This window comes from Exilibacterium tricleocarpae (genome assembly GCF_007004655.1).
Classification (GTDB): Bacteria; Pseudomonadota; Gammaproteobacteria; order Pseudomonadales; family Cellvibrionaceae; genus Exilibacterium; species Exilibacterium tricleocarpae.
Window position 1 is genome coordinate 365,091 of the sequence record NZ_ML660088.1, and the last position, 25,468, is coordinate 390,558.

General features: G+C 58.6%; 20 protein-coding genes. 8 read left to right on the forward strand and 12 right to left on the reverse strand.

The features are described 5' to 3' along the window. Positions 1–89 precede the first annotated feature (89 nt). The 12 genes from FKG94_RS04135 to apbC form a co-directional block, all read right to left on the reverse strand. A complete protein-coding gene (locus FKG94_RS04135) occupies positions 90–458 on the reverse strand; it encodes a YciI family protein (protein WP_142902923.1) in 369 nt (122 codons plus the stop codon). A 98-nt stretch (positions 459–556) separates the two neighbouring features. Continuing rightward, positions 557–1,807 (reverse strand): RNA polymerase sigma factor, encoded by a 1,251-nt coding sequence (locus FKG94_RS04140; protein ID WP_142902924.1) that lies wholly within the window; start codon positions 1,805–1,807, stop codon positions 557–559. Between the two features lie 45 nt (positions 1,808–1,852). Next, the gene (locus FKG94_RS04145; protein ID WP_142902925.1) at positions 1,853–2,203 is read right to left on the reverse strand and encodes a YciI family protein; all 351 of its coding nucleotides are present in this window, start codon (positions 2,201–2,203) and stop codon (positions 1,853–1,855) included. A gap of 133 nt (positions 2,204–2,336) precedes the next feature. Further along, on the reverse strand, positions 2,337–3,446 hold the full coding sequence (locus tag FKG94_RS04150) for a PepSY-associated TM helix domain-containing protein (RefSeq protein ID WP_142902926.1): 1,110 nt from the start codon (positions 3,444–3,446) through the stop codon (positions 2,337–2,339). A 26-nt stretch (positions 3,447–3,472) separates the two neighbouring features. After that, on the reverse strand, positions 3,473–5,677 hold the full coding sequence (locus FKG94_RS04155; protein WP_218943426.1) for a TonB-dependent siderophore receptor: 2,205 nt from the start codon (positions 5,675–5,677) through the stop codon (positions 3,473–3,475). Positions 5,678–5,863: 186 nt separating this feature from the next. Then, positions 5,864–6,940 carry a heparan-alpha-glucosaminide N-acetyltransferase domain-containing protein gene (locus FKG94_RS04160; RefSeq protein WP_142902927.1) on the reverse strand — a complete coding sequence of 359 codons (1,077 nt, stop codon included), beginning with the start codon at positions 6,938–6,940 and terminating at the stop codon, positions 5,864–5,866. Between the two features lie 78 nt (positions 6,941–7,018). Continuing rightward, positions 7,019–9,457 (reverse strand): GNAT family N-acetyltransferase, encoded by a 2,439-nt coding sequence (locus tag FKG94_RS04165; protein ID WP_281284207.1) that lies wholly within the window; start codon positions 9,455–9,457, stop codon positions 7,019–7,021. A 109-nt stretch (positions 9,458–9,566) separates the two neighbouring features. Then, on the reverse strand, positions 9,567–10,784 hold the full coding sequence (locus FKG94_RS04170; protein WP_142902928.1) for an MFS transporter: 1,218 nt from the start codon (positions 10,782–10,784) through the stop codon (positions 9,567–9,569). Beyond that, positions 10,781–12,106, reverse strand: a complete 1,326-nt coding sequence (locus tag FKG94_RS04175; RefSeq protein ID WP_142902929.1) for a lysine N(6)-hydroxylase/L-ornithine N(5)-oxygenase family protein — start codon at positions 12,104–12,106, stop codon at positions 10,781–10,783. The genes FKG94_RS04170 and FKG94_RS04175 overlap by 4 nt, the downstream gene beginning before the upstream one ends. Beyond that, complete coding sequence (locus FKG94_RS04180) at positions 12,099–13,673, reverse strand: pyridoxal phosphate-dependent decarboxylase family protein (protein WP_142902930.1); 1,575 nt, start codon at positions 13,671–13,673, stop codon at positions 12,099–12,101. Before FKG94_RS04180 ends, FKG94_RS04175 begins: the two co-directional genes overlap by 8 nt. Positions 13,674–14,070: 397 nt before the next feature. Next, a complete protein-coding gene (gene dcd, locus FKG94_RS04185) occupies positions 14,071–14,640 on the reverse strand; it encodes a dCTP deaminase (RefSeq protein ID WP_142902931.1) in 570 nt (189 codons plus the stop codon). Between the two features lie 104 nt (positions 14,641–14,744). Beyond that, positions 14,745–15,833 carry an iron-sulfur cluster carrier protein ApbC gene (apbC, locus tag FKG94_RS04190; protein WP_142902932.1) on the reverse strand — a complete coding sequence of 363 codons (1,089 nt, stop codon included), beginning with the start codon at positions 15,831–15,833 and terminating at the stop codon, positions 14,745–14,747. A gap of 410 nt (positions 15,834–16,243) precedes the next feature. Between apbC and metG the strand changes: the two genes are divergently transcribed. The 8 genes from metG (at position 16,244) to FKG94_RS04230 (ending at position 25,366) form a co-directional block, all read left to right on the forward strand. Then, entirely contained in the window at positions 16,244–18,394 is a 2,151-nt protein-coding gene (gene metG, locus FKG94_RS04195; protein ID WP_142902933.1) for a methionine--tRNA ligase, read from the forward strand. Between the two features lie 39 nt (positions 18,395–18,433). After that, a complete protein-coding gene (rsxA, locus tag FKG94_RS04200) occupies positions 18,434–19,009 on the forward strand; it encodes an electron transport complex subunit RsxA (protein WP_142902934.1) in 576 nt (191 codons plus the stop codon). Position 19,010: 1 nt separating this feature from the next. Continuing rightward, complete coding sequence (rsxB, locus tag FKG94_RS04205) at positions 19,011–19,664, forward strand: electron transport complex subunit RsxB (RefSeq protein ID WP_142902935.1); 654 nt, start codon at positions 19,011–19,013, stop codon at positions 19,662–19,664. After that, positions 19,661–22,018 carry an electron transport complex subunit RsxC gene (gene rsxC, locus FKG94_RS04210; RefSeq protein ID WP_142902936.1) on the forward strand — a complete coding sequence of 786 codons (2,358 nt, stop codon included), beginning with the start codon at positions 19,661–19,663 and terminating at the stop codon, positions 22,016–22,018. Before rsxB ends, rsxC begins: the two co-directional genes overlap by 4 nt. A gap of 46 nt (positions 22,019–22,064) precedes the next feature. Next, positions 22,065–23,123 (forward strand): electron transport complex subunit RsxD, encoded by a 1,059-nt coding sequence (gene rsxD / locus FKG94_RS04215; RefSeq protein ID WP_142902937.1) that lies wholly within the window; start codon positions 22,065–22,067, stop codon positions 23,121–23,123. An 18-nt stretch (positions 23,124–23,141) separates the two neighbouring features. Further along, on the forward strand, positions 23,142–23,798 hold the full coding sequence (gene rsxG, locus FKG94_RS04220; RefSeq protein ID WP_142902938.1) for an electron transport complex subunit RsxG: 657 nt from the start codon (positions 23,142–23,144) through the stop codon (positions 23,796–23,798). Next, a complete protein-coding gene (locus FKG94_RS04225) occupies positions 23,791–24,507 on the forward strand; it encodes an electron transport complex subunit E (RefSeq protein ID WP_142902939.1) in 717 nt (238 codons plus the stop codon). The genes rsxG and FKG94_RS04225 overlap by 8 nt, the downstream gene beginning before the upstream one ends. Before the next feature lie 292 nt (positions 24,508–24,799). Then, positions 24,800–25,366 (forward strand): NnrU family protein, encoded by a 567-nt coding sequence (locus FKG94_RS04230; protein ID WP_142902940.1) that lies wholly within the window; start codon positions 24,800–24,802, stop codon positions 25,364–25,366. Positions 25,367–25,468 lie beyond the last annotated feature (102 nt).

The window sequence follows — 25,468 nt, forward strand, 5'->3', positions numbered from 1 at the left end:
AATTGCAAATTACGACGCGGTTTGCGCCGGTCAGGCATTTTTTCACCAATATTTCGCCTCAAAGTTACCAGTTATGCCAAGGACTCCATTTACACAAGCAACGCCCGGCTATCGCTGAAAGCTATCGGCCGGATTTCAACTTTGCCGGCCTGGATATGGGGGATGCGCTCGGCATAGTCGATCGCCTGCTCCAGGGTATCGCACTGAAAGACGTAAAAGCCGGCCAGCACTTCTTTGGTCTCCGAGAAAGGACCATCGGTGACCGTCACCTTGCCGCCCTCCTTGTTGACGGTGATCGCGGTGGCCGAAGGCGTCAACTTGACTGCTGCGCCGAAAGTCCCCTGCTGTTTGGTGTGCTCCTGCAACGCGCCGTGCTTACCCAGCAGCGCTTCCTGCTCCGCGGCTGACAACGCCTCCCAAAGCCCCTCTGCCTGATATATCAATAGTGCGTAATGCATGGTTCTCCCCCCGTGGTAGTTGATCTGTTAAAGGTGTCGATAAAATTAGTGTGGCGTTGAAACTCAGAGTATCACTGCAATTCCTGGTTGTAGCGGAATCAAGACTGCCCCCCACGACCGGCGGCTTTGCGCAACTGCCGCTCGAGGTAATCCCTTTCAACCTGGTTGCTGGACAATTGAATGGCGCTTTTATAGGCCTCGATGGCCGCTTCAGTAGCGCCGACCCGCTTCAACATATCCGCCCGCGCCGCGTGATAGGGCTGGTAGCGGTGCAGCTCTGTCTGCAATTGCTCCAGCGCCCGCAGTCCCGCCGCCGCACCGCGGTGAAACGAATGGGCCACCGCGGCGTTGAGTTTGATAACCGGCGACGGCTGCAACTCGTACAGCTTGTCGTAGAGCAAGGTAATCTCGTGCCAGTCGGTGTCGGCGAAGGCCGCCGCCCGGGCGTGGACGGCGCTGATGGCAGCCTGAATCTGGTAGGGACCGGGGCGGCGTAAAGACAGCGCCGTATCGAGGTAGGTGATACCGGCGCGAATCCGCCCCCGATCCCAGCGGTCGCGATCCTGTTGCTCCAGGGTCAGGTAGCCGCCGTGGCCGTCGACCCGGGCCTCGCGCCGGGAGTCGTGCAACAGCATCAGCGCCAGCAGGCCGGCCGCTTCCGGCTCGCCCTGTAACAGCCGGGTCAGCAGTTGCCCCAGTCGTATCGCCTCACCACACAGTTCCTCCCGGGTCAGGCTGCCGCCTTGGGTCGCGGTATAACCCTCGTTGAAAATCAGGTAGATAACCGCCAGCACCGAACTCAGGCGTTCCTGCCACTGATCCGGGTCCGGTACCTTGTAGGGAATATTGGCGGCTTTGATTTTGCGTTTGGCCCGCACCAGGCGCTGAGCCAGGGTGGTCTCCGGCAACAGGAACGCCCGCGCTATCTCGGTGGTGGTCAATCCGCCCAGGGTTCTCAGGGTCAGTGCCACCCGCGCCTGTTCGCCCAGCGCCGGGTGACAGCAGGTAAACACCAGTTTCAGCCGCTCGTCGGGGAAGGTATCGTCGGTAGTCATTTCCCCCTCCTGCCGCTCGAGTTCCAGCAGCACCTCCAACTCGGCAGCTTTGGCGGCAAAGTTGCGCCGCCGGCGGATACGGTCGATGGCCTTGCGCCGCGCCGTTTGCAGCAGCCAGGCGCGGGGGGATGCCGGCACCCCCTCCCCGGGCCAGTGTTCGAGCGCGGCGACCAGCGCCTCCTGCAGGACCTCCTCGGCGAGATCGAAGTCATTGAGGTACTTCACCAGACTCGCGTAGAGGCGGCCCCATTCGTGCTTTACGGTCTGTGCGATAACGGCTTGTGCCGGGTCCACTATAACCACCCCGCCGCCGGCGCCAACCCTCTGTGTGGCCGGCGCCTAGTCAAATACCATAACCGGCCTGATCTCGATCGAGCCCAACTCGGCGGCGGGAATTTTGGCGGCATATTCAATGGCTTGGTCCAGGTCCTTACAATCCAGCAGATAATACCCCCCCAGTACCTCCTTGGTTTCGGCAAAGGGCCCGTCGGTGGTGTCCACCTCGTTTTTTCGCACCCGGACCGTGGTTGCGGTGTTTACCTTCTCCAGGGCATCGCCGGCTACGAACAATCCCTTGTCTTTAACCTCCTGGGTAAATTCCATGTAACGCTGCATATAGGTGCCGAATTCCGCGGTGCCCGGGGCCGGCTCAGTGGTATCGTCGGTATAGATTAATAGCATATATTGCATAACGCATCTCCTAATGTAGTCGTGCCGAAATAACAGTGGTTTCGGTGCCTGCTTATCCAGACTCCACTATAGAGACGATCGGGGGATTGGCAAATCGACAACCGGCAAAAAATACCGGGGGCAGGCCGGCCCGCTAGGCCAGCCTGCGTTTGAGACCGCGCTCCCGGCGGGCCAGTGAGCGGCGCGAGCGACGTCGATACCAGACGCTGATACCGGTTATCGCCAGCACCAGCGGTGCGAGCCCGGCCAGGCACCAGAGAATACGGGTGAACAGGCCGCCGAAGGTGCCGAAGTGCAAGTGCCGGAAGCTATCCACGGTCTTGGTCCAGAGACCGGCGTCGCGGATATCTGCCGCGCTCAACAACTCGCCCTTGAACGGGCTGAAGGTCACATAACTGGCATACTGACTCAACAAAATATTGCCGGTGGGAACCTGGCCGAAGAAGGTCATAGGGCCATCAGGCTCGTGGGGAAAGGAAATGTAGCGCGGTACAAAGCCATCAATCCGCGCTGCCGCGCGCGCGCTCAGCGTCTCCAGCGACACTGTATCGCTGTACATACGCTCCGCCATAACGAAGGATGCGTGGGCGGCGGTATGCTCGAACTCTTCGTGCACAAAATGGACAATGTTCCAGTAAGCACCGGTGATACCCACCAGCAAAAACACCGGTGTGAACACAACCCCGACCATCTTGTGCAGATCGGTAAAAAAGACCGTCATGCGACTGTTCCAGCGCAGTGTGAAAAAACGTTTCCAGAACTTGCGGTAAATAACCAGGCCGCTGATCCCGAGCAGGCACAGCACCGTGGAGACCAGGCTGGCCAGCAGCAGCCCGGCGTGATCCAGCAATAGCGTAGCGTGCAGGTCGAGCAGCCAGTCGGTCAGGTAGTGGCCCAGGGGATAGGCATCGGCGAGAACAGCACCCGAGTAAGGGTTCAGAAACGTATACGACCACGCCTGGCTGCCGCGCGCCATCAAAAACACTACATCGGCGCGCTGCGGGTCGGCGAACAGCGTCCAGCCCACGACTTCATAACGGTCGAAGCGCGCATTGACTGCCTCCAGCAGGTTATCCAGACTGCGCCGCTCGCCGGCGGCATCCACCGCCACCCGGTCCGCGATCAACAGCGCGTCGATTTCGTGTTTGAACACCAGCAGACTGCCGGTCAGGCAGATCAGCAACAGCGGCACCGCCAGCACCAGCGCCAGCCAGGTATGCACTTTGACAAGTGTTTTATTCATCGGTTAAACCAGCGCTAACGCAAACATCAAAAGTTGTAACGCACGCCGGCCGTTACCGTGCGTCTTTCACCGATAAAGCAATCGCCGCGGGAGAGGCAGGTGGAGATATATTCCCGGTCACTCAGGTTGCGCAGATTCAGAGCGAAATCCCAGTTTGCCATTTCGTAACCGATCATCAGGTCGGCCAGGGTATACGAGGGCGTCGTCAGGGAATCGGTGCCGTTGTTGCTCTCGCCGACATAGCGCAGACCCAGTCCGGCCTTGAACCCCTGCCAGACCCGGCTGGGTCGATAGCCGATCCAGGTCGAGGCCTGCAGTTCAGGCACACTGGCAAACTGGTAGCCGTTGGCGTTCTCCGTGTCGAGGTAGCTGAGGTTCGCCTCGACGGTAAAATCAGCCAGGGTCGCCACCCCCTCGATCTCAGCTCCTTTCACCTTGGCGACACCCTTCTGCTGTCCGAAACTTCCCCCCACAGCGTCGGGGTCGGCCAGATTGGTCTGCTCGATATCGAAATAGGCGAAGGTCACGAACGCCGACGAGCCGGGCGGTTGATACTTGACCCCCACCTCGTATTGCCGGCCTTCCTGGGGGTCCAGCAATTCGTCTTCGTTGGTGCCGACCACCGGCTGAAATGACTCGGCAAAGCTGGCGTAGGGAGACAGACCGTTTTCGAATTGATAGAGCACCCCCACACTGGTGCTGACGGCATCGTCGTCCTGGTCCTTCACGCCGTTATCGCTGCTGACATCGTCGACCCGGACACCGAGGGTGAAACGCCAGTCGGCGTAACTGATCTGGTTGCTGATGTAAAGTCCGCGATCCTTGGTGTTGGCCGGTAAGCCATCGCGCAGGAACCGGTCGATAATCTCCTGCGGTGGCACCCTGCCGTAAACGGGATTGAAGATATCGATCCAATAGGTATCGCCCAAGATATTATCGGGGCGTCCGGTTTCCAGGTCATAACCCAGGGCATAGGCATAGGCGCGATCATCTTCGGTGGTAACGTCCTGGTACTGCGCTCCCACCAGCACCTGGTGCTCGACGGCACCGGTGTCGAAATTTGCCCGCAGGCGCACATCCACCGCCTGTTGCTCGGAGGTCGCAAAGCTGTCGTAGAAACTGCGCGGTACGCGCCCGCCTTCATAGAGAGAACCGTCGTCGTTATAGACAAACCGGTCGCCGCCAATCAGCGCCGTCCAGGCCTGCTGGTAATCGGCCTCGCCATCGGTGTAGCGGGCCGTTGCCTCAAGGCTCCAGGTATCATTCAGTTGGTGATCGGCCAGCAGGGTCAACGAGGTCGTCTTGGTATCGTAGCGGTTGAACGAGGGTTCCCCGGCATAAAAGTCGAAGTCGATCCGGCGGCCGTTGGGCGCCCGGTTCAGGGTTCCCGCGATAGGCAGAAACTGGGCGCCGGCATCGCTTTCGGTTTCCTGGTAGCTCGCCAGCAGGGTGATATTGCTGAGCTCGGTCGGCCGCCAGGTCAGGGAGGGGGCAAACAGGCGGGTATTGTCTTCGATAAAGTCCACTTGGGTGTCGCTGTCGCGGTAGACGCCGATAAGGCGGTACAACCAGCGCCCGCTGTCGTCAATGGACCCGGTGAGGTCGGCGGCCACCTGGGTGCGATCGAAATTGCCGTACTCCAGCACCAGCTCTCTCTCGGTGCGCTCTTGCGGGCGCTTACTGACGATATTCACCAGACCGCCCGGAGACCCCTGGCCATACAAGACGGAAGCCGGCCCCTTGAGGATTTCCACCTGCTCGACGGTGTAGATTTCCGGGCGCGTGTTGTTGTAGTTGCTGAACAGCGCCTGCAGGCTGTCGCGGTACTCCGGCACATCGAGGCCGCGCACCCGCAGCCAGTCGCCGCGGGTGGCGAAGCCAAACGCCTCCCCGGTGACACCCGCGGAGTAGACGTAAGTGTCAGCCAGGTTGAGCGCGCCTTTATCAATGATTTGTTGCAGTGTCTCGATGGAGACGGAGCGCGCGGTTTCCAGGATTGGGGTATCGGACTTGGTGGCTGAATAGCGCGTCAGATGGCCTTGTACCAGGACCTCTTCCAGGATATCGGCACTATCAGCGGTACTCTCAGCGGTACTCTCAGCGGCACTCTGCCCGGCATCCGGTTCGGCCGCCGCTACCGGCAGTGACAATGCCATAACCAGCCCGCCGAGGTAGTGATACAGGCGTTTTAGCCGAGCACCGCCGGCGTCTTGAGGCAGTGTTGCAGTCATGTTCTCCCCTTTTATTGTTTGGCTTTATCAAATAATCGAGCGGCGCCGCCCGGTTTGGGTCCAGCACCGGCCTCATCTATGAAAAGCGAAATATATACTAAATGCAAATAATTTGCATTTAGATTAGCAAAAAAAATACTTCACCTGGGTGGATTGATTGGTTTCCGGGCCGGGTTTTACCTGGATTCACTGTATCCCTGTCTTCCGGATGACAAGTTTATGCTCGCGCAGCGATTGGACCAGGAGCGTCAGGACGAGCATCACCGGCATCAAAGCCAGCACGCCGGCTGCCTGCAACTGCTGGTAGCCCAGCCACCCCATTCCCCAGCAGATCAACACCCACTGAATCACATACAGGGAGGTCACCCGCTTACTGCAATAGCAAAGGCAGTCAAACAGCCGGTTGGGGCCCACGGCTTCCGCCAGCCTGTGGATGGCCCACAGGCCCATCAGGTTGAGACCGGCCAGATACAGGGCGCCGCCCGGTCCCAGATGAAAGAAATTGCCAAAATGGTAGTCGGCGTTCCACAGGCACAGGGCACCGCCAAGCACGGCAAACCCCGCGCCGAGGGGTAACATCCCGCCGAACACATGACCATAACGACGGCGCTGCTCGCCGAACCAGGCACCGAGAAACATACCCAGCAGAATAAAAGCAAGCCACGGAAATACCGGAAAGTAAACCTGGTAACTCTCGCTCCAGAAGAGCCGGAGAACATAATCCAGGACGGCATTATCGTTCTCTACGGCGCCGGCCAGCCGCGCCGAGAACATCACCACCACAGCACCGGCCAACAACCCATACTTGTTTTTCACATAATGGCGAACCACGGCCAACACGATCAAAGAAAGCCCCGCCAACTGCAGGATATCCCCTGTCAGCACCAGGTACAGCAATTGCCCGGACGTCAACGGAAAATCCCAGCCGTAGGCGGCGGCGAACTCCGGCGGCATGGTTCCGAACACGCTTATGGGTACCAAAAACTTCAGTGTGTTCATAGCATAACCCAGCGCCAGCACCCCTATCCCGCGCCGCACTGCGCCGGCCACGCTTTGATCGCGCGAGAGCATAAACGATATGCCCATCGCAACCAGAAACACCGGCGTTCCCTTGCCAATCATATGCACGGCGGTACCCAACAGCGACTCGGTTTGGGTCTCTACATCGGCATACATCCAAAGTGTGTGAACGGTGACCATCAGTACCACACTGAGCCCGCGCGCCAGGTCCACCGCTAAAATTCTGTCGGCATCAACACTCATGCTTTACCCTTTCCTTTCTGTCAATCGCCTTGTCGACTCAATAACACTGGCCGGCGACAGGCGCTTACGGCGGGGTCGTCAGGAACCGGTGGCTGGCGCCGATACGGAGTCGCCGTACCTGTAACCCGCAATCGGGTTGGTCAGGTTACCGGCAAACTTAAGATTTTTGGCCGGATCGGCAAGGTCAACCATCTGCCGGTTATTGCTCAGTTGCAGCCGGTTCAGACAGGAGAGCAGAAATTCATCGGCAAACAGATCGTGGCGATCAAACTTGTCCTGCAAATGTGGATTGGCGGCCTGGTAAGCGTTTATACACTGGGCAACCAGGCGCCAAAACGCTTCCTGGGAATAGTCGGCCCGGGCCACAAGTATCTGCACCAGGAAACGAAAGAAACAGTCGAAGACATCGGTAAAAATCGACAAAATCTCGAGTTCCTCCGGCATGGCAACTGCTATTCTGCGTACCGACTGCGGCAGCTCGAGATCGCTGTTGAGCAGGCAGACCTCCTCCCCGATATCTTTCATGATCGCCTTTACCGGCACGTAGTTTTCCAGCACCAGTATCACGTTTTCACCGTGGGGCATAAAAACCAGGCTGTGCCGGTAGTAACAGTGCAGCAGTGGGCTCAAGTAGCAGTCAAGGTAGCGCGACAACCACTCGGTGGCACTTAAGCCCGAGGCCGCAATCAATGCCGGCAGCACGGCCTCGCCCTCCCGATCGCTATGCAGCAGGGCCGCCATAGTCATCAGGGTTTGTCCCGGTTTCAACAAGTTGACCGGGCTTTCACGCCACAGGGCGGCCAGCATTTTCCTGTGAGGGCCGTCGGCCATTGCTGCGGTGTCGTAGTGGGGATTGCTGTAACCCACCGCCGCCACTTCGCGAAGAATACTGAAACCTTTTTCGCGGAGATAGGCGTCGCCTTGCACGAGATCATTGACCCAGTCGTTGATCGCCGGCGTAGTGCGCATATAGTAGGCGGACAACCCCCGCACAAAACCCATATTCAGGATCGACAGCGCCGTTTTCACGTAGTGTTTGTGCGGGTGACTGATATTGAAGAAGGTGCGAATCGACTGTTGGGCCAGATAAGCATCGTCGCCATAGCCGAGACACACCAGATCACGGGCGGCGATGTCCGCCGCAAAAATACTCGCCAACTTGTTGAACCACTGCCAGGGGTGAACCGGTATCAAAAGGTAGTCTTGTGGCGCCAGGCCCTGCTGCTGTAATTTCCGGGTAAACGAGACACGGGTTGTCGGGTCTATCTCCCCGCGCAGAAGCGCATCGTATTCCAAATCCGTGGTGGCGGAAAATGACGCCCGCCGTTTGTGTGCCGCCAGCCAGATAAGTTTCACCGGACAGCCCGCCTCCGGCGCATAGGCGCGGTAGTCAATCGCGTCGAACCCAATACGACCGTTATTGGCGATAAAACACGGGTGGCCCTCCGCCATGGCGATTTCCACCTCCTGAAAACCGGCATCGATCAATTGCCGGGCACTCAACGAAGGCCGCGTATCTTTGTAGGCACTGCCGTAGAGCGTGCTGGCGATTTCCTCTAGATAGGTCGGCAGCATGTGCGAATCGATGCCCAGGCGGCCGCTGAATTCAATCACAAACTTGATGGAATCAAGCGGCTCGAGACGATTGTTGTCGAACTTCAACATCGAGTCCGGGTCGATAAACCAGTGCTGCAAACTCAGAATCCGGGCTCGAAAGCGATATTCGACGCCGGTCTGCTCCGCACGTAACGCATAATTGCCCCAGACCCCATCGCGATTTTTCAGCTCCGGTTCAATTAATCGCTCGTGAGCCAACTCGCTAACGGCCTTGCAAAGATGCAACCTGTTGACCCGGGTCCAGGTATCAGGCTGAAGTGCTTCGACGGCCGTCTCCGGTTGTGTCGACCGGCCGGCAACAAGATTGCTCTCCCATTTGCAGGCGATCTCATAACGCTCCCTGTCGCAGAACGCCAGGTAAGCAGCCTTGTCGTCGATTTGTATCACTTGTTCGTGCCGAAAGCCCGCGCGCCGGTTCAGCCGATGTATCTTGACATTGCGGCGATCCGGCTCGACGACGATGCGTCGCACATGCGTGTCGTCGAATAAAAAGTCCATTGCCACGGTAAAAACGGCATAGGTAAAGTTTGCCAATTGGCGATCGGCAGGCGCGACGAGTAGGTGCATACCGCGATCACCCTGCTCCACAGCATAGTGTTTGCCGACGGCGGCCTGGCGCGGATCGTAGTGTTCGAGCAAAAAGACCGCCTGCCCCTGATAAAAACCGAGACACGCTTCGGTATGGCCGCTGTCCTGCAACTCGGTATAGAAATCTTTCACAGCATCCAGAGAGTGGTTCTGCATTCCCCAAAACCTGGCATATGGGCGACTGACCCAACTGTGGACCACCGCAGCATCTTCCGGCATCCGCAGCCGGCGCAGGCAGAACTCCCCCAGACCGGGTACCTGCTTGGCAAAACGGGTGGTCAATGTCTCCACTGTTCTTTGCTTACTCTTCATTTGTTTTCAACTCTTTTGTTCTTGAAAGCTGTGTTCCATTTGCCAGGCACAACAGTGCGCAGCCGAGTGGTAAACAGCGCCGCTGCCACCCCTTGGGTATGAGCAGTTGCTAGCCTCTTCCCGCCATCAGATCACTACCGGCAACAGCATCGCCTGTTCCATCGGCTTCGGCCGGCAACAGGCGGTAAAACAACAGCGCGGTGACAAGCAACCCGAGACAGGCAAACACAAAGGGGAGCTGCAGGCCGAAAGCGGCCACAATCGCGCCACCGGCAAAAGCGGAAAGCAATACGCCAATATTCTGGAACAGGTGTATTTTGCTGAAGTCGGTGGCATAGGACTCGGGCGTGCTGATATTGAACAGCAAAACCTCCAACCGCACTGTCGCCTGAAACATGGCCCAACCGAACAGACAACGCCCTGCCAATACGATCAGCTCCTGTTGGGTGCCTTGCAGAAACAAACCCAGAACACCCAACAGAAAAGCAGACATAATGTGCCGCTGTCGCGGCGTGGCACGGGTCGACCGGCTATTCAGCCACAACCCTGCCAAAGCGGCCCAGGCCGGAATCGAGTAGACAAATCCGGTCAGTATTTCCCCGCCGAGGTCGGATATGGATTCCCAATACAGCGAAAAAAACGGACGGATCAAAAAAGCGCTGAAGTAAAATACCGCCGTCACCAAACCCAGCCGGTACACCAAAGATCCGAACGGGTGGCGTGGTCGCCGCGGTAAAGCCGGGTCCGGCGCGACGTCGCCCGGCTCACGCTTGGCGGGCACTTGGTGCCTTTTGATCAGATAAAGACAGACGAGCACCTGTAACGCATCGCCGGCGGCCATAATCAGATAGACATCGCGCGGTTCAAATACCTGCAATGTCAAGCCGCCCAACAAGGCACCGCCAATACCGCCAAAGTGCATCAACACGGAAAACAGGCCGACCATCCCCAGGTGTTTGTCCTTTTCTTCCAGCCTCATAACAAACGGATAAATCAGCAGGTAACTGGCCTTGAAAACCAGCATGGTTTGCGAAATTACCCAAAAGGCGGGCAACGACGTTGCGAAAAAGCAACCGATACCCAAAATACCGGCGGCAATCTGGGTGTACACCCACAGATGTAACTCGTGCACGCTTTTCGCCACTCGCGCCCAAACGGGAAAAGCCAACATAACAGTGATGCAACAGGCGGCAATATACATCCCCACATGGCGCGGATCATCCTGCCCGAACGTCTCGGCAAAGAACTGCGGGTAAAACGGCAACAGCAAAGTATCGCAAACCACCGAAACCACCGTGAGCAAAATAAGCGCGTGTTTTATCTTCATACCGAGGCCGGGGCAGTGCTGTTTAATGTCGCCAACGGTGCGGCAAACCGTTGGAAGGCGATGCGCTGCTCGAGCGGGTAGTGCTCCACGCCGGTTATCTCCCTGATGATATAAGCGTTGCGGTAACACGCCATACCCAAGTCCGGGGTGACGAAGCCATGGGTGTGCAACTCGGCGTTCTGGACAAATATTTCACAGCCGTCGCGGTCGATGGTGTAGTTTCTGTGGGTATCAAAACGACCGTTGCTATCCCAGCGGATACGCCGGTTTATCCCCGCGAGAAAGTCCGGCAGCCGGTAGGTATAACCGGTGGCCAATACAAGACCCGCGGTGCTGATACGGTAGTTATCGCCCTGCTCCCGCTGTTGAAACGTCAGATCAAACAGGCACTCGCGCGCGCGGTACTCGGCCTGTATCAGCTCTGAATTGGTGAGGAGATTGGCGCGCAACTCGCCGTGCAGACGCTTCACATACATCAGGTCATAGATCTCATTAATCAGGCTGCTGTTAATGCCTTTGTACAGAGACTTCTGGCTGTGAACGAGTTGAGTCCGTTGTGCGGCGGGAAGACTGTAGAAATAATCAACATACTCCGGTGAGGTCATCTCCAATGTCAGCTTGCTGTACTCAAGCGGAAAGTAACGTGGCGAGCGGGTGACCCAGTTCAGCTCATAACCGCAGTCATGAATATCCTGCAACAGATCATAGTAGATCTCGGCGGCGCTCTGTCCGCTTCCCAAGATGGTAACCGACCGCTTCTCCTGTAACCGTTTTTTATTGGCGAGATAGTCGGAGGAATGCGTGGCGTACTCCAGCAACGGCTGGCAACACTCAGGCACGTAGGGTACCGGACCGGTACCCAGCACCAGCTTTTTCGCTCTATAGGTTTTAACAGCGCCGCCGGCCGCACAAGTGGCCCGCACAATGTAAACTCGCTCACGCTCGCAATAGTCAATGTGATCAACGCAGGTACCAAACTCAATCGTCGACAGCTTATCGGCAGCCCATTGACAGTATTGGTTGTATTCGCTGCGCACCAGGAAGAAATCTTCCCTGATATAAAACGAGTAGATCCTGCCCTGCTGCTTTATATAATTCAGGAAACTCAACGGATGGGTGGGGTCGGCCAGGGTTACCAGGTCGGACAGAAAAGGCGTCTGCAAAGTGGCCCGCTCAAGCATCATGCCCGGATGCCAATCGAACCTCTCGTGACGCTCGAGAAACACCCCGTTAACCGCATCGATAGGCTCGGTCAGACAAGCCAGCCCCAGGTTAAACGGACCCAGGCCAATCGCCACAAAATCGTATACGCTCTCACTCATTGTCTGCTCCCCGTTGTGTTTGCACGGACGGTGTCGACTCAGGCTGCGCCAGGTATTGCCGTCCATAGGCTATAATCAACTCCACAACCGCTTCGATGTCGGCAAGCGTGGTGGCAGGATTGAGTATGGTGAATTTCAGGTATCGACGAGCGCCGACCTTGGTGCTGGCAATAACCGCTTGCCCCGACCGAAAAATCGCCTTGCGAATAAATTCGTTGGCCGCATCGATCTCCGATGCCGAGTGGCTTTCATTGGGCCGGTAACGAAATACCAGCGTGCTCAACTCGGGTCGGTGAAGGACATCAATACTGCTCTGTGCATCGAGCAGGCAATAGGCCTGGCGGGCCAGCGCCGTCACCCGCTCAAAAACGTCGCCCAGTTTCCCGGGGCCCATGATGCGCAGGGTGAGCCACAGCTTCAGGGCGTCGAAGCGCCGGGTGGTCTGGATACTTTTATCAACCAGGTTCGGTGTGCCTTCCCGGCGTTGACTCAAGGGATTTAGATACTCGGCATGATGCGTTACCAGCGCCAGATCGGCCCCGTCCTTGACAAAAAAAGCACCGCAGCTAACCGGTTGGAAAAACGACTTGTGGTAGTCGACAGTTACCGAATCCGCCCGCTCGATGCCGCCCAGCAGATAACGTAGGTTCTGCGCCACCAACAGGCCACACCCGTAAGCGGCGTCCGCATGCAGCCACAGGCCGTACTCCTCGCAAAGGTCGGCAATCTCATCCAGTGGGTCGATACTGCCGAAATCCGTAGTGCCGGCGGTGGCGACCACGGCCATGGGTATATGCCCGTCTCCCAGGCAGGCGACAATGGCCCGGCGCAATTGGGCGATATCCATTTTGAAGCGCCGATCACAACTTACCGGCACCACCGCGTTGTGCCCCAAGCCTAAAATAGCCGCGGACTTTTGTACGCTGAAGTGACTGACTTGAGAGGTAAAAATCCGAAACCGGTGCGCCTCTTGCGGCAAGCCGTCTGTCTTGTTGCTATGGCCCGCACAGCGAGCAGTGCTGAGACTGTCGCGCGCCAGCAACAGTGCCATCAGGTTGGACTGGGTACCGCCACTGGTAAACACGCCGTCCGCCGCCGCGCCGTAGCCGATTTTATCGGCACACCAGTCAATCAACTTTTGCTCGATAAGCGTGGCGCCGGCGCTTTGATCCCAGGTGTCGAGAGACGAGTTGACGCTACAGAGAATTAACTCAGCCAGAATGGCCGGGTATACAATCGGACAATTCAGGTGAGCGAGATACTTAGGATGGTGGAAATAGATGGCATGGTCGAGATACAAGCGCTCAACTTCGCTGAGCACCTCTTGCATCGACCCGAGAGGGCGGTCGAGATCGATAGGCGCAAACGCCTGTGCCAGTTCGCCGGGTGACACGCCACTGTGAGGACGTGCCACCTCGGCAAGTTTGCGCTGGAGCAGATCAATGCTTTGCTGCAAGCCGACTGCAAAGGCCGGCAGATTATGAGAATTGAACAGGAAACCGTCGCCCCGCTCCCTCGCGCCTGCTGCCGCCGTTACGGCGGGTTCCAAATCCGGATCTTTCAGCATAACTACACCCTTGATGTCATCTCTTTATTGTTCACGGTCCCTGCGTGGTTGGCGTCGGAATAAAGCCTGTCAGTCGACAACAACCGCATGGGCTTATGGCGGGCTCAACGCACAGATGCAAATATAAATGATTATGATTATCATTTCTATATTGAATAAGATGATATACCGGCCAGTAAGTCGATAAACAGGACAATTTCGCAACTTTAAGCCGCTAGGCTCACCGGATACGGGGACAGGTCGGATTGAGTAGACAGGAAACTGTAAACCGCAGGCCGCCCAATAATCGGGCCCGCGGCTTTTTTGCAGGAGTCCGGCAGACGCAACCTTGCGCCTGCTGTCGGGTAGACCGGTCTGATAGACAGTCAGCTATCGGATCGATCAACTGGCAGGTCAATCAGGTTTTCGGCAAAGTGACGCCCGTTTGTCCGAGGTACTTGCCGCCGCGGTCTTTGTAAGACGTCTCGCACACCTCGTCGGACTCGAAAAACAACATCTGCGCCACCCCTTCATTGGCATAGATCTTCGCCGGCAGCGGTGTGGTATTGGAGAATTCCAGTGTCACATGACCCTCCCACTCCGGCTCCAGGGGCGTGACGTTGACGATAATACCGCAACGGGCATAAGTGGATTTGCCCAGGCACATGGTCAACACATTGCGCGGAATCCGAAAGTACTCCACGGTACGCGCCAGGGCAAAAGAGTTCGGCGGGATAATACAGACATCGTTGGTCACGTCGACGAAACTGTCCTGATCGAAATTCTTCGGGTCCACCGTAGGAGAGTGTACATTGGTAAAAATCTTAAACTCATTAGCGCAACGCACATCGTAGCCGTAGCTGGAGGTACCGTAAGACACCAGGCGCTCACCGCCCTCGTTATAGCGCACCTGACCCGCCTCGAACGGCTCGATCATGCCCGCCTCCTGCGCCATACGGCGAATCCATTTATCGGCTTTGATGCTCATGCTGCTCCCCGCAATTTTCTGTGTGACATCAGTCGCTTGATATAAAGGGGCGCATAATAATCGTTTTACCGCCGGGAGTCTCTAGCCTCGACCGGGCCGCCGCGTCAATCGTCGGTAATGACAATATCCGGCCCGGCGGTCCGACTGCCCTGGAGCCAGAGGGTTGCTGCCATGCGGCGGGCAATCTCGCGGTACTGCCGGCTGACGGGCGACTCGGGGTCGGCCGCCACCGAGGGATTGCCGCCGTCGGCCTGCTCGCGAATACTGAGCGCCAAAGGCAGTGAGCCCAACAGTTGGGTGTCGTACTCCCGGGCGATACGCTCGCCGCCGCCGGCGCCGAAAATGGGCTCCTGGTGACCACAATTCGAGCAGATATGGGTGGCCATATTTTCCACCACCCCGAGAATGGGAATATTGACTTTGCGAAACATTTCAATGCCTTTCTTGGCATCGAGCAGCGCAATGTCCTGGGGGGTGGTGACAATGACCGCGCCGCTGACCGGCACCTTTTGCGACAGGGTCAGTTGAATATCGCCGGTGCCCGGCGGCATGTCGACGATCAGGTAGTCGACGTCCTGCCAGCGGGTCTGGGTCAGCAACTGTTGCAGCGCGCCGCTGACCATGGGGCCGCGCCACACCATGGGTGTCTGTTCAGTGACCAGATAGCCCATGGAGATGGACTGCACGCCGTGGGATTCCACCGGCAGCATAAACTGATTGTTCTCCACTTCCGGCCGGCGGTTGGCCACACCCAGCATCTGCGGCTGGCTCGGGCCGTAGATATCCGCGTCCAACACCCCGACCCGGGCGCCCTCCGCTGCCAGAGCCAGGGCCAGATTGACGGCGGTGGTGGACTTACCGACACCGCCCTTACCGGACGCCACTGCAATAATATTTTTTACGCCGGCGATCGCATCGCTGCCGGTGCTGGCTTTGCCCCCGGCGATCAGCCAGCCGATATCCACAGAAACGGCGTCGACGCCGGGCAGGTCCTTGAGCGCCCGCCAGACCTCGCCGCTGATGGTTTCCTGTAAACCGGCCGCCGGGTAGCCCAGTACCAGCACCACATCGATCTTGCCGCCATCGATACGGATGTCGTCCACTGCGCCAAGGCTGACCAAATCCCTGCCGGTGGTAGGGTCGGACACTTGGGCTAAGGTTTGCTTGAGGGCTTCGGGAGTGAGAGTGGACATAGGGGCTCCTTAAACTGGTCAGTCAACACGGCAAAGACCCATAATAGTGGCATTGAGCAAAAAACCAAGCATTTCACTAAGGTATTTCCTTCCGATGGCGCTACCGGCACCTCTTCCGGCGGCACAGTGCGCCCCTCGAAGGGGTCGGGGTGCTTGCATTTTAACCAGAAAAGGCCTGGTCAAAATGCAAGCACCCCGACCCCGCACCGTGGACCCGGCACCGCGACCCCGCACCGCGCCGCCGGAGGCGGTGCCAATCCAACAGAACCTTCAGCAAACCCGCCGAAGTGCCTGATATACCTATGAAAAAATGCTATAGTTGCGCGCCTGTCCCGGGCCCCGCGCCAACTGATGCCAGAGGCCCCGACAGCTAATTGCTACCAACTTCCAGAGAGTATCCACAACCCCCTATGACTGAACGCCGTAATATCCTGGTCACCAGCGCCCTGCCCTACGCCAACGGCGCCATCCATCTCGGGCACCTGGTGGAATACATTCAAACGGATATCTGGGTCCGCTTCCAAAAAGAACGCGGCCACGAATGCACCTATGTCTGCGCCGACGACGCCCACGGTACCGCTATCATGCTCAAGGCGGAACAACTGGGCCTCACACCGGAGCAGCAGATAGCGGCAGTCAAACAAGAACACGAAACCGATTTTGCCGGCTTTTTCGTTGCCTTCGACAACTTCCACTCGACCCACTCCGAGGAAAACCGGGTGCTGAGCGAGATGATCTACAACCGCCTGCTGGCCAAAGACAAGATCGCCCGCCGCACCATCACCCAGGCCTACGATCCGGAGAAACAACTGTTTCTCGCCGATCGCTATATCAAGGGCTCCTGCCCGCGCTGCAAAGCGGAGGATCAATACGGGGATAACTGCGAAGTCTGCGGCGCCACCTATGCGCCGACGGAGCTTATCGACGCGAAATCTGTACTCTCCGGGGCAACACCGGTAGCCAAGGAGTCAGAGCACTTCTTTTTCAAGCTGCCGGAGTTTGAAGATTTCCTGCGGCACTGGACCCGCGCCGGACACCTGCAGGAAGAGGTTGCCAACAAACTGGCCGAATGGCTCGACACCGGGCTGCAGGAATGGGATATTTCCCGCGACGCTCCCTATTTCGGCTTTGAAATCCCCGGCGAACCCGGCAAGTTTTTTTACGTCTGGCTGGATGCCCCCATCGGTTATATCGCCAGCTTTAGACACTATTGCGAATCGCCGGCCGGGCGCGCCCGCGGTCTGGATTGGGAGAACTATTGGCGCAAGGACTCCGACACGGAGGTGTATCATTTTATCGGCAAGGACATCGTCAACTTTCACGCGCTGTTTTGGCCCGCCATTCTCGCCTGTGCCGACCTGCGCACGCCGACGCAGGTCTGCGTGCACGGCTTTCTCACCGTCAACGGCAAAAAAATGTCGAAGTCCCGCGGTACGTTTATCAACGCCCGCACCTATCTGGACCACCTGGACCCGGAGTACCTGCGCTACTACTTCGCCGCCAAACTGACCGGCGGGGTCGACGATCTGGATTTGAACCTGGATGATTTCGTCCAGCGGGTCAATGCCGACCTGGTGGGCAAGGTCGTCAATATCGCCAGCCGCACGGCAAAATTCGTTGCCAAACACGGCGGTGTGCTGGCGCCGGCGCCGGCCGACGAGACACTTTGGCAAGGTTTCACAGAGCGTGGCGACACCATCGCCGCACACTATGAAAACCGCGATTTCAGTAAGGCCATGCGCGAAATCATGGCGCTGGCCGACGCCGCCAACGAGTATATCGCCGCACAGGCACCCTGGACCCTGGCCAAGCAGCCCGGCAACGAACAACAGGTGTTGGATATCTGCTCGCTCGGTATTAATATGTTCCGCGCGTTGATGACGTACCTGAAACCGGTGCTGCCGCAGATGGCCGCGAAGGCTGAAGCCTTCCTCGGCGAAACGCTGAGTTGGGCAGAGCCTGTCGCCTACCGGGGCGGTGTTGCCATCAATAAGTTTGAACCACTGCTGCAACGGGTGGATAAAGACAAGGTCGAAGCCATGGTGGCAGACAGCCGCGAAGAGACCGCGCAAGCCGCTGCTGCATCGCAGGCGACTGTTTCGAGTGCTGGTGCTGGAGCATCGAGTACTGAAAAATCGGGTACTGGAGAGTCGGGCACTAGAGAGTCGAGTGCTAAAAAACCGAGTGCTGACGAGTCCGCAGCTGAAGGACCCGCTATCGCAGAACCGATAGCCCCGGAGATAGGCATTGACGACTTTACAAAAGTCGACCTGCGGGTCGCCAGGATTATCAAGGCCGATACCGTGACGGGAGCGGACAAGCTGTTAAAACTCACCCTGGACCTCGGCGGCGAAACCCGCAGTGTCTTCTCCGGCATAAAAGGCGCCTATAAGCCACAGGACCTGGAGGGCAGACTAACGGTGATGGTCGCCAATCTGAAGGCCCGCAAGATGAAGTTCGGTGTCTCCCAGGGCATGGTGCTGGCGGCGGGCCCGGGCGGCAAGGAGATTTACCTGCTCGACCCCGATGCCGGCGCACAACCCGGCATGCGGGTGATGTAAACGGCCGGCGGTTGCCTGCGGGCCGCGAGAGGTTTTGCTATGACTGACTTTGCCGTTATCCTGATCGGCACGATCTTGGTCAACAATTTTGTCCTGGTGCAGTTTCTGGGGCTGTGCCCGTTTATGGGCGTCTCCAACAAACTGGAGACCGCCATTGGTATGAGCGGCGCCACCACCTTTGTGTTGACGCTGGCGTCGATCTGCAGTTACCTGGTTCATACCTGGATTCTGGCACCGCTCGGACTCGAGTACCTGCGCACCATCTCGTTCATCCTGGTAATTGCCGTCGTCGTGCAGTTTGCCAAGATGTTTATCGAAAAAACCAGCCCGCTGCTGTATCGCGTGCTCGGCGTATTCCTGCCGTTGATCACCACTAACTGCGCCGTGCTGGGCGTGGCCCTGCAGAACACCACCAAGGCCCATTCGTTTTTCGAGTCCACCCTCTACGGCTTCGGCGCGGCGCTGGGCTTTTCCCTGGTGCTGGTCTTGTTTTCAGCCATGCGCGAGCGCCTGGCCGCCGCCGATGTGCCGGCGCCGTTCAGAGGCGCCGCCATCGGCATGATCACCGCCGGTCTGATGTCGCTCGCTTTTATGGGCTTTGGCGGTCTGGTCTAAGATGCTGGAATTTTTCACTCAATACCCGATTGCCGGTGCCGTCATCGCGCTGGGCTCACTGTCTCTGGTGTTCGGCGCCATCCTCGGTTTCGCCGCCATCCGCTTCAAGGTGGAAGGCGACCCGGTGGTCGAGCAACTGGACGCGCTGCTGCCCCAGACCCAGTGCGGGCAGTGCGGCTACCCCGGCTGCCGCCCCTATGCCCAGGCCATCGCCAACGGCGACGCTATCAATAAATGCCCGCCCGGCGGCCAGGCCACCATCAACGCCATTGCCGATCTGCTGGATGTCGAGGCGCCAACGCTCGATGCTGAACACGGCGAAGAATCCGAAGTAAAGAAGGTGGCCTATATTCGCGAGGACGAGTGCATCGGCTGTACCAAATGTATTCAAGCCTGCCCCGTGGACGCCATTCTCGGCGCCGCCAAACAAATGCATACCGTCATTATCGACGAATGTACAGGTTGCGATCTCTGTGTTGAGCCCTGTCCGGTCGACTGTATCGATATGGTGCCGGTAGCGGCCACCGTGGAACACTGGAAATGGGATACGCCAGCGGCTTCGGGTGCGCCGGCCATGGAGCTGATCGCCACCGATAAAGACCCGGCGCCCGACACAAAACCGCCGTCTCAATCCGACCGGGGAGAAGCGGCGTGAGGAAAACCTGGGACATACCCGGCGGTGTCCACCCACCGGAGAACAAAAGCCAGTCGCTGCAACAGCCGCTCGGTGAAGTGGGTCTGCCGGCGGAGCTGGTGCTGCCGCTGAATCAGCATATCGGCGCGGCGGCCGAGCCGGTGGTGGCGGTGGGCGATCACGTGCTTGCCGGCCAACAGATCGCCGCCGCCATCGGCCTGGTCAGCGCACCGGTGCACGCCTCCACCTCCGGTCACATCGTCGCTATCGAGGAGCGCCCGATACCCCACCCGTCCGGCATGCAGGACTTGTGCATCGTGCTGCGCCCGGACGGGAAAGACCGCTGGATCGAGTTGGAGCCCTGCGAAAACTACACGCAACTTTCTCACGCGGCACTGCTCGAGAAAATTCGCGCTGCGGGCATTGCCGGGATGGGTGGCGCCGGCTTTCCCACCGCGGTCAAGCTCAACCCGCGGGCCAACTACGATATCGATACGCTGATCATCAACGGTACCGAGTGCGAACCCTATATCACCGCCGACGATATCCTGATGCAAACCAGCCCCGCGGAAGTGATTGCCGGAACCCGACTGCTGGCCTACCTGCTCAACCAACCCAAGCAGGTGTTGATCGGTATCGAGGACAATAAACCGGATGCCATAGCGGCACTTGAGCGAGCAGTCGCCGAACTGAACGACGACGATTGCCGCATCGAAATCTGCACCTTCCCAACCAAGTATCCGTCCGGCGGCGAAAAGCAGTTGATCCAAATCCTGACCGGCCGTGAGGTACCCAGCGGCGAGCTGCCGGCCGCCGTGGGCGTGATCAGCCAAAATGTCGGCACCGCCGTTGCCGCCTGGCGGGCGGTGCGCTACGGAGAGCCGCTGCTGTCGCGCATCACTACCGTCGTCGGCACGGCGCTGGCCACACAGCGCAATGTCCGGGTGCGCCTGGGCACCCCCATCGAACATGTATTGACGCAGCACGGCTTTGACCCCCAGCGCTGCCCGCGCCTGGTGATGGGTGGTCCCATGATGGGGTTTACGCTGCCCTCAGCACAGGTGCCGGTGATAAAAACCACCAACTGTATCCTCGCGCCCAGCCGCGAGGAATTGCCGCCACCGCCGCCGGCCCAGGCCTGTATTCGCTGCGGCCTGTGCGCCGAAGCCTGCCCGGCGAGCCTGTTGCCGCAGCAACTCTACTGGTACGCCCGGGCGGAGGACTATGAAAGACTGACAGCCCACAGCCTTACCGATTGCATCGAATGCGGCGCCTGTGCCTATGTCTGCCCGAGCAATATCCCACTGGTGCAGTATTACCGGGCAGCCAAAGGCACTATCCGCCAAATGGAAATTGAAAAAGAAAAATCCGATCGTTCGCGGCAGCGCTTCGAATTTCGCAAGGAACGTGTTGCCAGGGCCGAAGCGGAAAAAGAGGCGAAGCGAGAGGCGCGCAAAAAAGCGGCCGCAGTGGCGAAAAAGAAACTGGCGGCAGCGCAGGCCGGCGCGCAACAAGACAGCCGCCCGTCCGGTAAACAACAATCCGGCGCACAGCCCCATGAAGGACTAGCGGGCGATCGACAGACCGGCGCCCAGCCGGATATGGTCGCCGCAGCCATGGCCCGCGTTCAGGAAAAACAGCTCGCGCCGCAACAGCAACGGGAAAAACTCCAGCGCGCGATTGCCAGTGCGGAAAGTCGCCTGCAAAAGGCGCAGCAACGCCACGTCGAGGCCAGCGCCGAGCACCAGGGAAAAATGCAGGCCAGGGTGAGAGAAGCCGAGGTCAGACTCGCCGACGCCCGGCAAAAACTCGCAGCGCTGGACACCGCCACACCGGCGCCAGCGGAAAATGCTGACCCGGTGGCGGCAGCCATTGCCAGGGCGCAGGCAAAAATGGCGCTGTCGCCCACCGAGAAACTGCAGGGAAATCTGACCTCGCTGCAAAAACGCCTGGCGACCGCCAGAGAAAAACTCGCCGCCGCCGAAGCCGAAGGCAGCGACACAGCGGCGGCGCTGGCAACCGGTGTGGCAAAACTCGAAGAAAAAATAGCCACAGTACAAACCGAGTTAAACGCAGCGCCGGCACAGGTGCCGGGCCCCGCCGCCGCCACAAAAACCGCAGCAACAGACGCCGCCGCCGTCGCTATCGAGAAGGCCAAAACCCGGGCGGCGGCACAGGCGGATATGAGTGCGGAGGAGAAGCTGCAAAAGCAACTGGATTCACTCCAACACCGGCTGCAAAAAGCGCGCTTGCGCCTGGAGCAGGCAGAGGCCGACAACGATGCTCACATTGATGCGTTGCGCAGCGGCGTGGAGAAACTTGAGGCCAAGTTAGCCCAAACCCGGGCCCAACTGGAAGATACAGCCAGTCCCTAGTGGTCTGACACCGGCGGTTTGACAGCCGCAAACAGAGAAAGCAACCATGGCCCTGATGCGAATCACATCCCCTCATGCCCACAGCCCCGGCGACACCGGCGATGTGATGCGGCAGGTGATTTTCGCCACCATTCCGGGCTTGATCGCACTGAGCTACTTCTTCGGTCCCGGCAGCCTGATGAATGTCATCATGGCAAGTTTTACCGCGGTGGTATGCGAAGCGGCGGTGATGAAACTGCGCCGCCGCCCGATAGCATTCTATCTCAACGACTACAGCGCCGTGGTTACCGGTGTGCTGCTGGGCCTGGCGCTGCCGCCGTATTGTCCCTGGTGGATCGTGGCGGTGGGCACCGCCAGTGCCATTCTGGTGGCCAAGCACCTGTACGGCGGTATGGGCTACAATCCGTTCAACCCGGCCATGGTCGGCTATGTGGTGGTGTTGATTTCGTTTCCGGTGGAGATGACTCAGTGGGCCGCGCCGCGCACCGCCCTGACCGAGGGGCAGTCATTGCTGGGACCCTTGGCCGCACTGCAAACCATCTGGCTGGATGCTGCAATCGACGGCTACACCGGCGCCACCCCGCTTGATGTCTTCAAACAAAACAACAGTCAACTGGTGCAGCACCTCTACGCCACCGAACCGGTATTCGCCAGCGGCCGCTGGGCCGGTGCCGGCTGGGAGTGGGCTAACATCGGTTTCCTGCTGGGCGGCGCCTATCTGTTGTATCGGCGGATCTTCACCTGGCACGCCCCGGTCGCCACGCTGACCGTACTGATCGTGCTGTCGACACTGTTCTACGACGGCGGCAGCTCCACCAGCGGCGGCTCGCCGCTGCTGCATCTGCTGTCCGGCGGCACCATGCTCGGCGCATTTTTTATTGTTACCGACCCGGTGACCTCGGCGGTCAGCAATCGGGGGCGCTTGATTTACGGCGCCGGTGTCGGGGCGCTGATTTACATTATCCGCACCTGGGGCAACTACCCGGATGCGGTGGCGTTTGCGGTATTGTTGATGAACTTTGCCGCGCCGTTTATCGACTACTACACCCTGCCGCGCACCTACGGCCACGAAAAACCCCGTCGCGCCACCGAGACGGAAGAATAGGACACAGAGATACCGCTTATGCTGGGCACTTCTATCGGCAGCAACAGTTTAATCCTCGGTGTCTTCGCCCTGGCCACCGCGGCGCTGTTATCCGGTACTTATCAGGGCACCAGGGATCGCATCGCCAGCGAGGAGCGCAAAGCCGCGCAAAAGGCGCTGTTGGAAATCGTACCCAGCAGCCGCCACAACAACGATCTGCTGATGGATACGCTTGCCGTTCCCAAGGTCCACTGGGAATTGCTGGGGCTGAAAAACGGCGGCGATATCAATATCGCCCGCGACGGCGACCAGCCGATCGCCGTGATCATCCCGGCGGTGGCGCCGGACGGCTACAGCGGTGCAATCAAGCTGATCGCCGGCGTCAATCGCGACGGCACGCTGGCGGGAGTGCGGGTGCTCGCCCATACCGAGACACCGGGGCTCGGTGACAAGGTGGATTTAAAGAAAAGCGACTGGATACTCGGCTTCAACGGCACGTCATTGCAAAGTCCAATGCCCGACCAATGGCAAGTCAAAAAGGACGGCGGTGACTTCGACCAGTTCACCGGCGCCACCATTACGCCCAGGGCAGTGGTTAAACAGGTGCGCAAAGTATTAGAATTCTACCAACTCAACCAGACCTTGCTGTTTGAAGCCGAGCCCGCGCCGCAATCCGAGGAACCGGTCAATGAATAACCCCGTCAACTATCCGGAAATCACCAAAAACGGCTTGTGGAACAACAACCCGGCGCTGGTACAGTTGCTGGGTTTGTGTCCGCTGCTGGCCGTCACCGGCTCGGTGGCCAACGCACTGGGCCTGGGACTGGCAACGCTGCTGGTGCTGGTGGGTTCGAACATTGCGGTGTCTATGATTCGCAAGGCCGTCAGCGACGCGATCAGGCTGCCCGCCTTCGTGATGATTATCGCCACATTTACCACCTGTACGGAACTGCTGATGCGGGCCTTTACGTTCGAGCTGTATCAGATTCTCGGCATTTTTATTCCACTGATCGTAACCAACTGCTCGATTCTGGGCCGCGCCGATGCGTTCGCCAGCAAGAACCCCGTTATCCCCTCGGCCGTGGACGGTTTTATGATGGGCCTGGGCTTTGGCCTGGTATTGCTGGCCGTGGGCGCGATACGCGAGGTACTCGGCAACGGCACCCTGTTTGCCGATATGCACCTGCTGTTCGGCGAGGGGGCCAGGGACTGGACTGTGCACCTGTTTGGTGACTACAGTGGCTTTCTGATTGCGGTGCTGCCGCCCGGCGCCTTTCTGGCAACCGGTTTTCTGATTGCGCTGAAAAATATTATCGACACCGAACTCAAAAAGCGCGCCGATGCACGCAAAGCCAGACCCGTGCAAGGCAGCAAGCGGGTCAGGACCACCGGCGCCATTACCTGAGGCAGGTCGAGCACCCACGCTCAAACCCCCGCGCGCAACACAGACCCGACTATTTTCCCGGCACGGGTTGTGATATAACACGTCGACCAGGTAAGTCACAGATTGACCCTCGCTCGAGAGGGATCGACTCAAGCTGTAGTGACAGCATTTCGTAGACAGTCATACCGAAACAAAAACCCGACCTGACACAGGTCAATGCAGGTGCGGGCGCTGCTGGTCAATACTCTGACGGGATCGGCCACCAGTAAAACTGGATACCGGTGGGACCGAACAAATTTATAGGAGGTGAAGGTTGTCACTGCTGATTTTTGGACTATTGATATTTGTTGCCATACATATGATTCCCTCTGCACCGGGCTTGCGCAGCTCGCTGTTGGCCAAGTTGGGACCGATCGCCTACAAGGTGCTTTTCAGCCTGCTCTCCCTGGCCGGACTGGTTATGATTGTCAACGGCCTGAAGGTGGCACCTTTCGAACCGCTTTACCAGCCACCGGACTGGGGTCGCCATCTGGCGATGCTGCTGATGTTACCGGCCGTCTATCTGTTTATTTCCAATTCCGCGCTGCCGGTTCACTCCTTTGCGCAGACAGTCACGGCTCATCCCGTTAACTGGAGTGTTATTATCTGGTCGGTGGGGCATTTACTGGCCAATGGCGACCTCGCTCATGTTCTGCTGTTTACCAGCCTCGGCCTGTTCGCCGTTGCCAGCATTATCACCGGCAATGCGCGCGGTCTGAAGCCTAGGCAGGAACGGCCATCCGCGGTTAAAGAGGCGGTTATGATCGCGCTGACCCTGGTGGTTTACGTCGGCCTGTTTGGCGGGCACCGCTTTTTTACCGGTATGCCGCTTGTCTCCTGAGAACCGGTGCCTGATAAATGCCATGTCATTAGTGTAGAAAATAGAACACTGCAAATTCAGCTTGATGTCTTTTCATCACTCTAGAGACAGAGAGAGGGAATA

Excerpts from the sequence above, each read along its gene's own strand:
- metG (WP_142902933.1), top strand. The coding sequence starts at position 16,244 with ATGACTGAACGCCGTAATATCCTGGTCACCAGCGCCCTGCCCTACGCC.
- rsxB (WP_142902935.1), top strand. The coding sequence starts at position 19,011 with ATGCTGGAATTTTTCACTCAATACCCGATTGCCGGTGCCGTCATCGCG.
- FKG94_RS04135 (WP_142902923.1), bottom strand. The coding sequence starts at position 458 with ATGCATTACGCACTATTGATATATCAGGCAGAGGGGCTTTGGGAGGCG.
- FKG94_RS04150 (WP_142902926.1), bottom strand. The coding sequence starts at position 3,446 with ATGAATAAAACACTTGTCAAAGTGCATACCTGGCTGGCGCTGGTGCTG.
- FKG94_RS04155 (WP_218943426.1), bottom strand. The coding sequence starts at position 5,677 with ATGACTGCAACACTGCCTCAAGACGCCGGCGGTGCTCGGCTAAAACGC.
- FKG94_RS04145 (WP_142902925.1), bottom strand. The coding sequence starts at position 2,203 with ATGCAATATATGCTATTAATCTATACCGACGATACCACTGAGCCGGCC.
- FKG94_RS04165 (WP_281284207.1), bottom strand. The coding sequence starts at position 9,457 with ATGAAGAGTAAGCAAAGAACAGTGGAGACATTGACCACCCGTTTTGCC.
- FKG94_RS04225 (WP_142902939.1), top strand. The coding sequence starts at position 23,791 with ATGAATAACCCCGTCAACTATCCGGAAATCACCAAAAACGGCTTGTGG.
- dcd (WP_142902931.1), bottom strand. The coding sequence starts at position 14,640 with ATGAGCATCAAAGCCGATAAATGGATTCGCCGTATGGCGCAGGAGGCG.
- FKG94_RS04175 (WP_142902929.1), bottom strand. The coding sequence starts at position 12,106 with ATGAGTGAGAGCGTATACGATTTTGTGGCGATTGGCCTGGGTCCGTTT.
- FKG94_RS04160 (WP_142902927.1), bottom strand. The coding sequence starts at position 6,940 with ATGAGTGTTGATGCCGACAGAATTTTAGCGGTGGACCTGGCGCGCGGG.
- rsxA (WP_142902934.1), top strand. The coding sequence starts at position 18,434 with ATGACTGACTTTGCCGTTATCCTGATCGGCACGATCTTGGTCAACAAT.
- FKG94_RS04180 (WP_142902930.1), bottom strand. The coding sequence starts at position 13,673 with ATGCTGAAAGATCCGGATTTGGAACCCGCCGTAACGGCGGCAGCAGGC.
- rsxD (WP_142902937.1), top strand. The coding sequence starts at position 22,065 with ATGGCCCTGATGCGAATCACATCCCCTCATGCCCACAGCCCCGGCGAC.
- rsxG (WP_142902938.1), top strand. The coding sequence starts at position 23,142 with ATGCTGGGCACTTCTATCGGCAGCAACAGTTTAATCCTCGGTGTCTTC.
- FKG94_RS04170 (WP_142902928.1), bottom strand. The coding sequence starts at position 10,784 with ATGAAGATAAAACACGCGCTTATTTTGCTCACGGTGGTTTCGGTGGTT.
- apbC (WP_142902932.1), bottom strand. The coding sequence starts at position 15,833 with ATGTCCACTCTCACTCCCGAAGCCCTCAAGCAAACCTTAGCCCAAGTG.